12 protein-coding genes are annotated in these 14,347 nt (G+C 30.8%); 3 read left to right on the top strand and 9 right to left on the bottom strand.

Going from position 1 to position 14,347, the window contains the following annotated elements; genetic code table 11:
• Positions 1-4: 4 nt before the first annotated feature.
• Both JHL18_RS04355 and JHL18_RS04350 read right to left on the bottom strand, forming a co-directional pair.
• Entirely contained in the window at positions 5-382 is a 378-nt protein-coding gene (locus JHL18_RS04355) for a GntR family transcriptional regulator (protein ID WP_200266498.1), read from the bottom strand.
• Positions 383-568: 186 nt separating this feature from the next.
• Complete coding sequence (locus JHL18_RS04350) at positions 569-2,281, bottom strand: sialidase (protein WP_200266496.1); 1,713 nt, start codon at positions 2,279-2,281, stop codon at positions 569-571.
• Positions 2,282-2,554: 273 nt separating this feature from the next.
• Between JHL18_RS04350 and JHL18_RS04345 the strand changes: the two genes are divergently transcribed.
• Positions 2,555-3,631, top strand: coding sequence for a GIY-YIG nuclease family protein (locus JHL18_RS04345; RefSeq protein WP_200266494.1), 1,077 nt, complete (start codon positions 2,555-2,557; stop codon positions 3,629-3,631).
• 366 nt (positions 3,632-3,997) lie between these two features.
• Here JHL18_RS04345 and JHL18_RS04340 read toward each other — a convergent pair whose 3' ends face one another.
• A complete protein-coding gene (locus JHL18_RS04340; protein ID WP_243277782.1) occupies positions 3,998-5,350 on the bottom strand; it encodes a L,D-transpeptidase family protein in 1,353 nt (450 codons plus the stop codon).
• Positions 5,351-5,884: 534 nt separating this feature from the next.
• On the opposite strand from JHL18_RS04340, the gene JHL18_RS04335 reads away from it, so the two are divergent.
• Positions 5,885-7,087 (top strand): transglutaminase domain-containing protein, encoded by a 1,203-nt coding sequence (locus JHL18_RS04335; RefSeq protein ID WP_200266492.1) that lies wholly within the window; start codon positions 5,885-5,887, stop codon positions 7,085-7,087.
• 224 nt (positions 7,088-7,311) lie between these two features.
• Here JHL18_RS04335 and JHL18_RS04330 read toward each other — a convergent pair whose 3' ends face one another.
• Entirely contained in the window at positions 7,312-7,911 is a 600-nt protein-coding gene (locus JHL18_RS04330) for a nuclease-related domain-containing protein (protein WP_200266490.1), read from the bottom strand.
• 483 nt (positions 7,912-8,394) lie between these two features.
• Here JHL18_RS04330 and JHL18_RS04325 point away from each other — a divergent pair, with 483 nt between their 5' ends.
• The gene (locus JHL18_RS04325) at positions 8,395-9,294 is read left to right on the top strand and encodes an RICIN domain-containing protein (protein WP_200266488.1); all 900 of its coding nucleotides are present in this window, start codon (positions 8,395-8,397) and stop codon (positions 9,292-9,294) included.
• Between the two features lie 93 nt (positions 9,295-9,387).
• Here JHL18_RS04325 and hypE read toward each other — a convergent pair whose 3' ends face one another.
• The 5 genes from hypE to JHL18_RS04300 form a co-directional block, all read right to left on the bottom strand.
• Positions 9,388-10,392, bottom strand: coding sequence for a hydrogenase expression/formation protein HypE (gene hypE, locus JHL18_RS04320; RefSeq protein ID WP_200266486.1), 1,005 nt, complete (start codon positions 10,390-10,392; stop codon positions 9,388-9,390).
• A 78-nt stretch (positions 10,393-10,470) separates the two neighbouring features.
• The gene (gene hypD, locus JHL18_RS04315) at positions 10,471-11,505 is read right to left on the bottom strand and encodes a hydrogenase formation protein HypD (protein ID WP_200266484.1); all 1,035 of its coding nucleotides are present in this window, start codon (positions 11,503-11,505) and stop codon (positions 10,471-10,473) included.
• Between the two features lies 1 nt (position 11,506).
• On the bottom strand, positions 11,507-11,728 hold the full coding sequence (locus JHL18_RS04310) for a HypC/HybG/HupF family hydrogenase formation chaperone (protein WP_200266482.1): 222 nt from the start codon (positions 11,726-11,728) through the stop codon (positions 11,507-11,509).
• A gap of 3 nt (positions 11,729-11,731) precedes the next feature.
• Complete coding sequence (gene hypF / locus JHL18_RS04305) at positions 11,732-14,014, bottom strand: carbamoyltransferase HypF (RefSeq protein ID WP_200266480.1); 2,283 nt, start codon at positions 14,012-14,014, stop codon at positions 11,732-11,734.
• Positions 14,015-14,092: 78 nt separating this feature from the next.
• Positions 14,093-14,344: a hydrogenase/urease maturation nickel metallochaperone HypA gene (locus JHL18_RS04300; RefSeq protein ID WP_207752958.1), complete on the bottom strand. Its 252-nt coding sequence runs from the start codon at positions 14,342-14,344 to the stop codon at positions 14,093-14,095.
• Positions 14,345-14,347: the final 3 nt, after the last annotated feature.

Genomic DNA, 14,347 nt, shown 5'->3' with positions numbered 1-14,347 from the left:
AGGTTTACTTCTCATATTCATAATATAATTTTTTACATTCATTTATAAATTCTTCCTTTGAAACTCCAAAGCAGTGAGCTTGTGCAATAATATTTCTTAATTCTTCCTTAAGAGAACTTGTAGCTTTTTCATTTTGCTTTATTGGAATTGCGTTTACCACTGCTCCCTTTCGTCTATCTATTGTTACAAAACCTTCATCTTTTAATAAGTTATATCCTTTATTAACCGTATGGAGATTTATACCGATGTCCTCTGCCATTTGACGAACGGATGGCAAACTTTCTTCTGGCTGAAGCTCTCCACTTGCTATACCATGGACAATTTGATTCTTTAATTGCAGGTATATAGGTACTTCGCTTTGGAAATCTATCTTTATCAGCATTCTGCACTTCCTTTCATCTTTTATTATACAAGTTATATCTGTTATATATAATATATAACAGATATAACTACAAATCAATAGCCCTTATTAAAAATTATAAAATTTATATTTTCCCCTATAGTAAAAAAAGATGTTGTAAAACTATTTCCTCAATAGTTTTACAACATCTGCTTTTACCTATAAATATTATTTTTGTGAGTATTCCATACATCTGCTCATACGATTAATACGATTCACAGCTTTGTGGTCTTCATTAATTATATTAGAAATCCCTCCATGACCACTTAGATAAATCGTAACAGCATTTTTAATTTTTACGCCTTTCTTATCTGGCACCTCAATGGCTCTATCAAGCTTAATACCCTGATTAATTATATAACTATATACTCCTATACCATAGGCTTCATGTGAATTCACCTTATCACTAACCTTATAGGATGCGTAACCTTTAATTTTACCATTCATCCACCTATCTTGATTTGGTGCATCATACGGGATTTCACTTTGATAAAAATAGGTTTTTCCTCTCTCACCATTCCATATAGTTTGATATTTATGAAAATGCTCAACCATAAGTGCATATAGGGTTACATCATTACCGTTTACTATTACCCCATTTGAAGTGATATTGGTATCCCAACTTACCCCTTTTCCATGATCTGCACGCCATACCCAAAAATGATCACCAATTACATAATCACTATTTATCTTTAAACACACCTCTGCCCTGCCTATATCTGCGCCCCCAACTCTAAAGAACAAATCACTTAGCACAATTGGATTTGATGAATTGTTATTAGCCGCACCTTCTTTTCCAACCTCTAGTAATAGTGGTGATTCTACTACTCCAGCATCGAAAAGTAGTCCAGAAACAATTACTCCTTCAACATCATCAATAGACATTGTAACCGAGCCTTTATCAGCAAGCAAAGTTGCAATTCCAATACCTAATATTATGGTGTCTTTCTTCTTTATCTCTATGGTTTCATCTATATGATATATTCCTGGAGTGAATAGTATATTTTTCCCTTGCTCAAGCGCATAATTTATATCCCTTGCACTACTTTTATTGGGATGAGCAATATAAAAGTTCTCAAGCGATACTTTCTTACCTAGAACCTTTCCGTCCTTCCATGTAATCCCTTTAGTTTCGCTTTTGAATTCAGGAACAAACACCTTATAATCACCATCATCGTCTATCATTAAAAATGGCTTTTCTCTCATAATAGGGGTAGACTCAATTTTAGTAAATGGATGCTCTGGCCACTGTCCTTCAGGAGGATTAACGTCCCCTACAAAAAACATATTATATGAACTTCCATCCCAGCTTTTAAACTCATTATTTCTTGAAAACCACTGCTGCTGTGTACCTGAAATAATCTCTCCCTCTATCAATGAATCAGCTAAAAAGCCTCCACTTGACCATCCTCCATCATATAGGGTTAAATCTCCTTTTATATATACTCTTCTTAGTGGTGATGCCTGAGATACTGCCCACTTAGCAACTCCATCTGTTGGGGTTATACTAATATTTTCACATGTCCTCCAAAAATTACAAAGTGCGTTACCATCACGCCAAGCAGCATTTACCTCTACTGCACCTGTTACGTTTACATCATAAGGTTTCTCTCCAAGTCCTGCTACCTGCGTATAAAATCCAACCTTCATGCTTATTTCATATGAACCTGGCTTAAAAAATATCGCATATCTTTCCTCACCAAAATGATTAGCTTCCTGAGTTTTAAATATCTTATCGCATATATCTTGTATATAAGCTTTTGGCATGGACTCATCAAATATATAAACATTTTCACCAAAGTTATATTTATCTTTTAATTTATTTGAATTATTCACTTCATTTTGCAGTATTTCTGCAGCATTACTAATATTTTTATCCATTCTTAACCTCCTACTAATATTCAGACTTCCTAGATTTATAGCTAATTCAATATTTATTTCCATAAATAAACATTGTTAATTGCTCGTCAGATATATAAACTAAATTTATAACACTACCATTAGATATGGCAGTTATCCTCTATTGAAATCTTACCATGTACCATCAACATTTTAAGGTACATATTATTTAGAAAGAGTGTTATATTTTTGGATTTACTATACCATCTCTTAATAATCTGTATATAAATAATTTTATTTTTGAAAGGTGATACCGTGGATTTAAAAGAAAAAGTCAAAAATCTCCCCTCATGTCCTGGAGTATATCTTATGAAAGATTCTCTAGATACAATAATTTATGTTGGAAAATCAAAGAACTTAAAAAGCAGAGTTTCATCTTATTTTACAAATTCGAAATCCCATTCTCCTAAAGTTGTTAAGCTAGTGAAAAACTTAAAGGATTTCGAGTACATTATTACAGACACTGAATTTGAAGCATTTATGCTTGAATGTAAACTGATAAAAGAAATAAAACCTATTTATAATAGATTAATGAAGAGCCCAACCTCTTACGCCTACATAAAGATAACTTTAAATAGTAAGTATCCGGAAATAGCTCTATCTGATAATTACTCTATTGATGATGGAAATATGTATTTTGGACCCTATACAAGTTCTAATAAAATTGAAAGAGCTCTTCTGGGATTAAAGGAACATTATAAAATTTTGTGTAGCAATAAATTTAAAAGTTCTTCTACCTGTATAAATTACTCTTTAGGATTATGTATGGGTATCTGTAGGGAAGATTTCTCTAAAGATAGATACTTATCAGTTATAGATAAAATTATATCTTTACTTAAAGGTACTGATACAGGTGTAATTAAAGAAATAGAATATAAGATGCTTGATGCAGTTAATAAATTAGACTTTGAAACTGCTGCAAAATATAGAGATTATATGGAAGCTATAAATCATACCGTAAACAGAACAAATATGATTAACTATATGGCCTTAAACAAAAATGTAATTCTCATAGAAAATCTAGACAAGTATTCTATTAAATTCTTCTTAATTAAAGATAATAAAATAACTTTTAATGAAAAGTTTAGTCTTCTCCAAAAAAATCAACTAGTTGATCACCTAACCAAAACTACATTTGAGTACTTTAGTAATACTAGCTTAAATAATCAAACCTATTTTGATAAGGATGCTATAGATGAAGCTCAGATAATTTTCAGCTATATACAAAGTAAATCAAATAACTGCAGATACTCTATATTAGATACGAACTCTTCATCTATGGATTTTGAAATTAGCATAAATAAAATAATTACCAGCCTAATCACTTCATAGTAAAACTTATTATTATTAAATTCTCTCACCAGAACCCATGAGAGTTTTAAAAATAGATTTCGAATTGAAGTGGTACACCTTTATAGGGTTCCAACTCCAACTGTAGGCAACATTATCTTAAAAACTTTATAATGTTTATAAATTAAATAAGCTGTATCATAACATATTGCTATGATACAGCTTATTTAAACCCTTGTTAAAATTACAGGGAACATTAAGTTTGTCTCCCTACAAAGCTTATCTAAAGAGTATTAATTTATATTTGTTTGAAAACCTTGTTATTATAAGGTTTTCAAACATTCATAAATTAATGACATAATATAGAGTGAACAAATCAAGATTTAGTAATCTTATTTAAAATAATTATTAATAATAACAAATAACAGGTGTACCTACTTGAATATTTTCATATACAGCTTTAGCAAGATAGAATGGTGAGTTCACACATCCATGAGACCCATTTGTTCTAAATATGTTTCCTCCAAATGCACTTCTCCAACTTGCATCATGTATTCCTATACCTTGATCGAAAGGCATCCAATAGCTAACTGGAACATCATAATCTTGTCCTTTTAGGCTAGTATTTCTTTCTTTATATTTTATATAGTAAACTCCTACTCTAGTGGAATGATTTTGGCTTATATTACCTGTGACTACATCTCCTTCAACAACTAACTTACTATCCTTATAGAACCATAAGTGTTGCTTTGACATGTCAACTTCAACATAAGTGCTACCTATATCATTACCATCCCTTGAGATACCTTTAATTGTATAAGCAGGCTCTTTATTTTCAGATTTTCCTTCTTTAATGTCCGAAATTATAGCTTGGGTTTCCTTTGCACCATTAATCGACCACCCATAATCTCCGCCATTAACCTTTATTTTGCTTCCAAGTGTAGTGACGAAATCTCTTGTTTTACCAACTGTATCATAAGTATTAGAAAGCTTCGCAACATACTCCTTTACCTTACCTTCATCTAAAGAAACACTTAAATTATCATCAACCTTAATCCAACTACTAATTGTGGATCCATCTAAAACTTCTGTGCTCTTTCCAAAAGTATACGTAATTTTTGAGGCCACATATTTATTAAGAATATTTTTAGCATCAATAACCTTTTGCGAACTTGCAGTATACTGAGGTTTAACATAGCAATCTGTACTCTTTAAATCTATCTTTGCGTCTCCCTTAAGAATCGCATCTGAGACAATATTATATAGTTTATCCTTATTAATTTTAGTACCATTAACCTCGTTTACAATATTATAAGTTCCATTTTCATACTTAAAACTTGCATTTTTAGGTTCAACTATATTGCTGCTTTCAAAAAAAGATAAGCTATCTAGTTTCTTTTTTAATAGTTCCTTATCAAAAGAAACTGCTTCTGAAACTTTATACTCTTTTGAGTTAAAAACTGCCACTACCCACCCAAATGGGTTTTCTTTGTCTTTTAAGCTTTTTACTTGTCCATTTGAATTATACTTTAATCCAATTTCATCTGCTGTAATCTGTTCCTTTTTATTATTATCCGCCTCTAACTGCAATGTATAAGCTTTAACTTTAGACGGCATTTGCTTCTCTACTTCTTCTACAGTCTTCCCTGAAACACTAATACTATCAATTTCTGAGCCAAAGTAGAAATGATTCCTAAAATATATGGTCATACCTAAATATATTACAAGTATAACAGTAAGAGAAATTATGCTACCTATCAAAATTTTATTGCGTTTACTATTATCTTTTTCCGTAATACCATCTCCTTTTATAATCGCAGCAAAATTTTAGTAATGAAATATTTGCTTCATGCCCCCTCTCTAAAGTCATATTTCATTCTATGTTCAATGATTAATTTTTAAGACTATATTGTTTAGTATAAATGTAAAATTATTGATACAATTTTTTCTACAAAAAACTCTTACTATGTAAACAAATATACCACTTATAATACTTTCCACTTTTCTAAACATAAATCACTATATGGATAAAAAAAGTTAACATTCCATTTTATTGTAAATTTGCACTAATTTATTATATACCTCTCATTTAATACAATCAATAAAACTTATGTATTAAGCCATAAAATTTACAAGTGAATTAGAACTGAATGAACACGATATATATTAATACGAAGATTAATATATATAGATACCACTTTTCCAAAATTTTTATGATAACTTCCGGTAAAGTACGGGTATCTTCAATAAAATAATCCAAAAAATTTTATTAACTAAAGAAAGGAGGTTTTTTTCTTGAAAAGGTATTTTAAATGTAATGCTATTAAGCTTATTTTATTCTTATGTTTTTATTTATGTTTTTACACTTCAACAGCCACTGCAAAAACATACTTGCCATTTAATCTACAAGAAATACAAACCCAGCTTGATATTGCAATGCATTCTAGGCTTACATCATACAATTTAAGCTATATAGGAGATCCCTCGACTATAAAAGTTGATGTTTCAAAGATAATAAATAATATTTATGATAAAGACGATTACCTTAAATATACTTGTAAGAGCTATAAATATACGGCTTTTGCCAAAGGAAGTATTATTACAATAAAATTCAATTTTAGCTATTGGAACACATTAACTGAAGATATTTATGTAGAAAAGGAAGTCAATAAAATACTTACAAGAATTATAACCCCGGATATGAACAGTTATGAGAAGGAAAAAAAAATTCATGATTGGATAGTAAAAAACGTCCAGTATGATACTTCACTAACCAATCATTCTGATTACGATGCTCTAATTTACCCATATAAAACTGTATGCCAAGGCTATTCTTTACTTGCATACAAAATGTTAAATAAGGCTGGTATTCCAACCAAAATAATAGAAGGTACTTCTAGAGGTGAGGCCCATACGTGGAATTTAGTTAACCTTGATGGATTATGGTATCATCTTGATATTACATTGGATGATCCAATAACAGATGTACTGAGTTCAATTAACTATGATTATTACAATCTTACTGATTCACAAATAAATGTTAGTCACTCTTGGGTAAAAACATATCCTACTTCTAAAACTGACTTTTCCAAATCAGTAAGACTAAAACTTACTTCCGATGATAAAGACTCTGCTTTTTATGCTCAACTTTTCTCTGATTTAGGATTAATTTATTTATCTGATGCCTACACCGCACATAATTCACTTGAATTAAAAAGTAGACTACTCTCTGCAGTAAAATACAGAAAAAGTAGTGTAAATCTAAGATATGTAAATAGCACTTCATTACCTACTGATATCGAATATGCATTAAGTGATATTCCTGGTGTAATTTCATATTCTTACAGTAAAGTAGACTATGCAAGAACTATACAATCCAATGATGTTATCTTTAAGTTAAAAATAAACTATTTTTTATTTCCTATTTTTAATTCAAATGATTTTCCTCTTATTAAATCAAGAGTACTTGCAGGTTCCCCTATTAATTTTGCAGTATAATCATCAAGCCAGCCTATCACCTATACCTTATTTACAGGTATAGGTGAATTTTAGTTTCCTATAAAAAAGATTGGCTATTTTAAATTATATTTTGTGAGAACTTTGTTTTCATGACTGATTCCTAAATAATAAAAAAATCACTAATACGTCTCTATTAGTGATTTTTGTAACATTGGTTTTTATCATGCGTAAAGAACTTCTGTAAGGTTTTAGAGTTTTATTTTCTACCTATAATTATCATTACTATTCATATCTAGTGACATAAGCTTAGAATGAATTTTCTTTTTATCAACATCACTTATTACTTCCTCAGTATATCGTTTAATTGTTTCCAATAGATGAATTGTATACACAACGTCACTATTGGATGTAACTTGTAAATCAGCATTAGTTGTGAAAGTTACAATAGAAATGTATTTTAATTTATCGAATTCTTTTAAAACCTCTTTCAAGACTTGTATATGTTTGTAATTTTCTCTTATGGGATTATGTAACTTTTCTTTCTTTACATGAAGTTTTTGACACCAATTTTCATCTAGCTCTTCTCCAGTAATCTTACCTTTATAATTTTCAGATTGTAGCACAAAAATACCAAAATTTGACACAACAACACTATCTATTTGTGTACTGTTATCTCCTAATTTTACAGTTATATTATTAATCACCTCATATTTACTCACGTCCAACTGAGCTAAATAAAATTCTACTGACCTTTCACCAAGAAATCCTTTTATTCTTGGCATAAAAAGATCTAGTATAAAAGCCAAAACAATTAAAATCCATAAGTACCAAAACCTCATAAATAATTCTACTAATACGTTCATTGTAATTTCTCCCTTTATCAAAAGTTATCAAATACCAATTAAACTCTTCAGCTTTCCATTAGAAATCAAACTTTTGATAATCTTACATTAATTATATTCTATAATTTAGACAATTCTTTCAATCATATCTTCAAATTAATTGCCATCATAATAAATCTCAAGAATATTTTATCAAATATTCCAAGCTAAAACATCTAAATAGAGCTAATGACAAGTAAAAACTTAACAAATATTATATTGACCCGCTAAATGCAACTTGATATAATTTATATAGTAAATATATTTCTCTCAAAGACACCTTGTCTTTATCATAAAGTTACCTTTCTTTAATCCATTTTTCTTTTGTATTTATTTTCCTATTTTTTCAGGAAGGAGTGATTATAAAACCCCCTTAATTATTGAAAAAAATCAACTAAAATCTATCTTTATCTCTTTTTACGTATATTTTTCAAGTCTATAAAAATTAAAGGATGTGTTTTAAAAATGAGTAAACATGTATTTTCCAAAAAGCTTCTAGCCTTAGCTGCCGTAGCATTGCTGTCAGTTGGTATTTTAAAACCAATTGATGCATCAGCAGCCTCTATAGTTTCTGGCAAAACCTATAAATTAATTAATGCAAATAGTGGTAAAGCACTTGACGTTTATAATGGTGACTCTGCTAACTATACTAATGTTGATATCTATTCAGATAACGGTACTGCTGCTCAAAAGTGGACAATCTATTCTAACTCTGATGGTACCTATAAACTTATAAACTCTGGCAGTAACAAGGCTCTTGACGTTTATGCTGCTGGAACTGCTGACTATACTAATGTTGATATATTTGATGATAACGGTACTGCTGCTCAAAAATGGAACATAGTTGCTAACAGCGATGGCACCTATAAACTTATAAATAGTAATAGTAAAAAAGCTCTTGATGTTTATGCAGCAGGTACTGCTGATTATACTAATGTAGATATTTTCTCCGACAATGGCACCGCTGCTCAGAAGTGGAAGATAATTGAGGTTGGAAGCAGTACTGGAACCGGACAAACCTACACTAATCAAGATTTTACTGCTTACACATCTCCATTGGGAGGACTTACAGCTTCTGGGGTTTCTCCAACTCCATATACTACCTGCGCTGTGCATCCATCAGATAGATCAAATGCTTATTCTGCACCAATATTTCCATTTGGTTCAATAATAACTACAAATAGTCCACTATACCTTCCTGGCTATGGAAATAAAAGTTCCTTTGTTGTACAAGATAAAGGAGATTTAGCCTTCCAAAAATCTCAATATTGGGTTGATATATTCTTTGATTATGAAAACAACCCTAATGCCATCCCAAATGCACAAAACTTTGGAAATCAGAAAATTAGTTATAGTGTAAAGTAATAAAAAAGGGCTGTGCCACTAACTACTTAGTTCACAGCCACTTTTAATAAAATTAAGTTTAACCCTATTTCATGTGAAAATCTATTGAATTTTTTAACATATTCTTGGTATAAGGTCATTCTCGGTCATTGTTAATAATCTCGTCCCACCTAATTCAGTTTTTAATATAACCCGCTCTCTTTCATCTTCTACCACTTCCCCGATTATCTGTGCATCTTTTCCAAACTCATTCTCTCTCATGCACTGGAGGATTTTATCACTATCTTCATTTGAAGCAATAACTACAACCTTCCCTTCATTTGCTATATATAAAGGATCAAGTCCCAATACCTCACAGATAAATGAAACTTCTTCTCTTATCGGCAAGAGTTTTTCATATAAGACCATACCAATACCTCTTCCATATTCTATTTCATTCAATATGGTTGATAAACCACCTCTAGTTATATCTCTTATGAATTTAATATTATTGCTACAATTTAATATAGCTCGTATCATTTTGTCTAAAGGATTGCAGTCACTCTTTATCTTAGCTTTAAAACTTAGTTCCTGCCTCTGACAAAGTATAGCCAATCCATGCTCTCCTAAAGTCCCACTTACTATAATCTTATCTCCAACCTGAATCCTACTTGAGTTTATATTTATTGAATCTTCTAGTATACCTATACCTGTAGTGTTTATATAAATTCTATCCCCTTTACCTCTTTCAACAACTTTTGTATCTCCAGCTACAATTTTAACATCACATCTTTTTGCATATACAGCCATCGAAATAACAATCCTCTCCAAATCCTTTATAGACATTCCTTCTTCGATTATAAATCCAACGGTAATATACAAGGGAATTGCACCGGAAACTGCTAAATCATTTATTGTTCCGCATATAGATAATTTTCCTATATCTCCTCCTGGAAAGAAAATAGGATCAACTACATAAGAATCTGTTGTTATAGCAATCCTCCCATTTAGTTTATTAATTATGCTTGAATCACCTTGCTGATCAAGTATATCGTTCGCAAAATACTTATAGAATAAATTATTTATAAGCTCATGCGTTTTTGTGCCCCCACTTCCAAAATCTAAAGTAATTATATCCACTTAATCGCCTTCTTACATAATATATATTTTAAACAAACTCACTCCATTTCATATCTATATAACTTAACAAAATCATTGTTACATCATATATTTAAAATGTACTCCACAGCTTCCTTCCCTAGATACCATACAAACTCCTACAGGTTTATCTGGTGTACATTCTTTTCCGAAAAGCTTGCAATCCTTTGGAACCTTTACTCCACGTAGAATGTCTTCGCATATACACCCTTTTGAAGATTTCTGCTCTATTATTTGCAAACCAAATTTAGTAATTGCATCAAAATCTCTATAATCATACCTTACTTTTAATCCACTATTTTTAATTATGCCAAAACCACGCCAGTAGCCATCAGAAACCTCAAATATATTATTAATTAATTCCTTAGCTTTAACATTTCCTTCATATCTTACAGCACTTTTATAAATATTCTTTAATATACAATCATTTTTTGAAATCATATCAATTAACAATAGAACTGCTAGCATAATGTCCTTATCTTCAAAACCTGCTATTATTCCTGGTATTTGCAGCTCATCACTTATATATTCAAACTCCTTCTCTCCAATAATAGTACTTACATGTCCTGGATAAATAATTCCATCTATATTTGTACGCTTATCCTTTAAGAGAATCTTTATTACTTCAGGCATGGTCTTTAATGAAGCAAAAACACTAAAATTCTTTACCTGTTCAACATAAGCTTTAAGTATAGCAAGTGCAATGACAGGAACCGTAGTCTCAAACCCTATTCCTAAAAACACCACTTCTTTCGTTGGATTTTGTTTTGCTATGTTAACTGCCTCCAATGGAGAATATAAAACCCTTATATCACATCCGAGGGCTTTCTGATATTTAAGAGTTCTACTTGTACCAGGAATATTAATCATATCGCCAAAGGTAGCTATAATTATTTCTTTTCTTTCACTTAATTCAATCGCACTATCTATATATCCCTGAGGTGTTACACATACTGGACACCCTGGGCCACTTACTAGTTCAATATTATCAGGTAATATATTCTTAATTCCACTTCTTAGTATAGATGCTGTATGAGTTCCGCAAATCTCCATTATCCTTATTTTCCTTTGCATTTTGCTTACCTCATTTCTCATTCTAAAGATTAAGATTAAGTATACTGTTAAATAGTTCTTCGGTCTTTTTTCCTTCTTCCTTGTCTAATTTCTCTATAGCACAACCAGCATGTACTAAAACATAGTCACCTAGAACAACATCCTCTAAAAGAGATACACTTACCATCATCTCTACTCCTTTATACTGAACTAGTGCTTCATCATTATCTATCTTTATAACCTCAAAAGGAAATGCAATACACATACTCTAATAAGCCTCCTTCTCATTTGCAATAATGATTTGTCCTAAAGAAATTCCTCCATCATTGCAAGGTAGTTTGTTGTTTGTATAAACCCTAAACCCCTTTGATGCTAAATTGTTGTATATTCTTTCATAAAGTATACTATTTTGAAACACGCCTCCACTGAGCGCGACCTTGTTTATATCATAGTCATTATAGAGCTTTATGCACATGGCTTCGGTAAATTTAATTATAGTATTGTGGAACTTCATAGCAATTACTTCTTTTTTTATTTTTTTCTTAATATCTTTCAAAACAGAATATATTATATAATTTGTATTTATAACATATTGGTTTTCCTTTTGCTCTATTTCAAATTCGTAATATGCCCTGCTGTATCCATATGCTATATTTTCTAAATAAATTGCCGCCTCACCTTCAAAGGTTACTTTTCTATTAAAGCCTAACATGTACGCAACTGCATCAAAAAACCTGCCCATGCTTGAAGTTAACGGAGAATTTATATTCTTTGATATCATGTCAGTATATATATCTATGTCATGAAAGTTATAGGTTTGTATTTTATTATAATTATTAATATCAGTTATTTTTGAAAATACTTCTGTTTTATTATTTTTAAAAGTATCATAAAGGTAGGAAATCCCCATTCTCATTGGATCTCTTACAGCCATATCCCCTCCAGGCATCTTTTTTGTTCTAAGGTGTCCTACTCTTTTGAAGTTCTTTTGGCTAGCTATTAAGAACTCGCCACCCCATACAGTGTTATCATCTCCGAAGCCACTTCCATCATAAGCCACGCCTATCACTGGTTCATTTATATGATTTTCAAATAAAACACTTGCAATATGAGCATGATGATGATAAGTTCCAATAATTTTCCCTTCAAACCTCTCTAAAGATTGCAATTCAAGTGTAATAGGATGAAAGTCATATGCTATTATTTGAGGATCTATGTTATAAATATCTTTTAGATGCTTTATTGCTTTATACTGTCTATCCATTGTTTCTTCATTTTTTAAGTCCCCTATATATTGACTTAAAATTATATTTCCATTCTTAGATACACAGAAAGTGTTTTTTAAATAGGCTCCTAAGCTCATGCTATCTTTAAGTCCATCATGTTTAAAATATGTGGGACTATAACCTCTGCCTCTTCTAATAAATTGTGCCTTGCCATTAATAAGCTTAACTACAGAATCATCCACAGATAAAAAAATATCTCTATTATTAATAAGATGGTAATCAACTATATTATGTAGTTTACTTATAGCATCTTCATTTTTATATATGATTGGCTCACTATTAAGATTGGCACTGGTCATTATCAACGCCTCTATGCCATCGTGAAATAATAGATGATGTAAAGGAGTATAGGGAAGCATTATACCCAACTCCTTAATTGCTGGAGCTATAATATCTGGAAGTATATCTCCTCTTTTCTTAAGTATTAAGATCGGTCTCTTATTTCCTAATAATATCTTTTCTTCACTATCAGAAATATAACAATATTTTTTTACTGTTTCTAAGTCTTTCAGCATCAAGGCAAAAGGCTTAGTATTTCTAACCTTTCTTTCCCTAAGTAACTTAATTGCAGCTTCACATCTAGCATCACATGCTAAGTTAAAACCACCTATACCCTTTATTGATAGTATTTTCCCATCTTTAAGTAAGTTAATTGCTTCTGTTATAGGATTATCCACATTTATTCTATTGCCTAAATTATCAATTAAGGCCACCTTTGGACCACATTCACAACAACAGTTTGTCTCTGAATTAAATCTTCTATTAAACTGATCCGCATACTCCTCTTCACAAGATTTACAAAGTTTAAAGCTGTTCATAGTAGTAGCTTCTCTGGAATATGGCATGTTGCTTATAATTGAATATCTTGGTCCGCAATTTGTGCAGTTTGTAAACGGATATCTATATCTAGCATTTCGTTCATCCTTTATATTTTCATAGCAATCTTCACAAATTGCTAAATCAGGTGAAATAAAGGTAAATCCATCATTTTCACTAATGCTCCCCTTTATTTGAAAATCCTGATATCCCTTAACTTCACCATCTTGTATGCTTATATCCTCTATCTTTGAAAGTTTTGGACAATTAAATCTTAGCACTTCTATAAAGTTTTCTATAGAATTATTAGCCCCTTCAACATCAATAATTACTCCAATACTACCGTTTCTTACAAATCCCTTTAGATTATTTTCTACTGCTATTTTATATACAAACGGCCTAAATCCAACCCCTTGTACTAATCCTTTTACTAAGATAAGCTTTCTCACCATGATATCACCTTAAAATATATTTTCAGTATAAGCTTCTGTTTTAAACTTTTTCTATTATACAATCACAAAGTTCCTCTATTCACCTTCTATCCTTTCAACCACCATCTCAAAGCCTTCTGTTTTTGTTATAATAAGCTCTGCCTCTTCACACTTTGTACCTTTACTAATAGCAGTAAATGCAAATTTTAATGACTCTTCAAATATACCGTTATATCCCCCAATACTAAGAACAATTAGATTCACTTTCTCTAAATTATACTTTCTTACACTTTCCTCTATTATTAAAAATATCTCATAAGCAATGGATGCCTCATGCACTTCTCTCACCAA

The organism is Clostridium yunnanense, from assembly GCF_016595795.1.
GTDB lineage: Bacteria > Bacillota > Clostridia > Clostridiales > Clostridiaceae > Clostridium_AR > Clostridium_AR yunnanense.
Note: the sequence above shows the minus strand (reverse complement) of the source record. Positions and strands in the feature narration are given on the sequence as shown.

What these genes read in the sequence shown, in the direction of transcription:
- JHL18_RS04355 (WP_200266498.1), bottom strand. Translation starts at nt 382, where the DNA reads ATGCTGATAAAGATAGATTTCCAAAGCGAAGTACCTATATACCTGCAA.
- JHL18_RS04350 (WP_200266496.1), bottom strand. Translation starts at nt 2,281, where the DNA reads ATGGATAAAAATATTAGTAATGCTGCAGAAATACTGCAAAATGAAGTG.
- JHL18_RS04330 (WP_200266490.1), bottom strand. Translation starts at nt 7,911, where the DNA reads ATGAACGTATTAGTAGAATTATTTATGAGGTTTTGGTACTTATGGATT.
- JHL18_RS04325 (WP_200266488.1), top strand. Translation starts at nt 8,395, where the DNA reads ATGAGTAAACATGTATTTTCCAAAAAGCTTCTAGCCTTAGCTGCCGTA.
- hypD (WP_200266484.1), bottom strand. Translation starts at nt 11,505, where the DNA reads ATGAGAAATGAGGTAAGCAAAATGCAAAGGAAAATAAGGATAATGGAG.
- JHL18_RS04310 (WP_200266482.1), bottom strand. Translation starts at nt 11,728, where the DNA reads ATGTGTATTGCATTTCCTTTTGAGGTTATAAAGATAGATAATGATGAA.